General features: G+C 28.0%; 1 protein-coding gene. It reads right to left on the reverse strand.

Translation table 11 applies throughout. The features are described from left to right. Nucleotides 1–465: hypothetical protein (locus AYC60_RS09145; protein ID WP_197417003.1), on the reverse strand; the 465-nt coding region annotated here is incomplete at both ends.

The following is a 465-nucleotide window of genomic DNA, read 5'->3' on the forward strand; positions in this document are numbered from 1 at the left end:
GTACTATCTTATTTTCTCTATTTGCTATTATATGTCCATCTTTATTATTTAATTCTTCTTTTGTAGTAATACTAATATTATTTCCACTAAGTACTGAAAAGCTTGTATCTTTGTCTTCATTATCTACAAAACCTTTTAAAAGTATGTTTTCATTACTTTCTCCTAAGTAATCATCAGAATATTTTGAATACATTGCTTCTTTATTTTTATTCTTTATTTCTTCTATTCTTTCCTTACTTAAGATTTCACTTCCCCTTAGATTGTAAAATATTCCAGGCTTACCTGCTCTTTCCTTATTGTATTTTACATCTCCCCAATCTTTCCATACTCTCCAATCAAATTCAGTAGGGTCTATTACTACTTCTTCATCATAAAAGGCTGAAAGAGCATTTATCTTTGCTTCATCTGTACTTGATAATATACCTGCATTATATGACCTATATGTTTCTTTTAATTTTGTTTTCC

This window comes from Streptobacillus felis, assembly GCF_001559775.1.
Lineage (GTDB): Bacteria > Fusobacteriota > Fusobacteriia > Fusobacteriales > Leptotrichiaceae > Streptobacillus > Streptobacillus felis.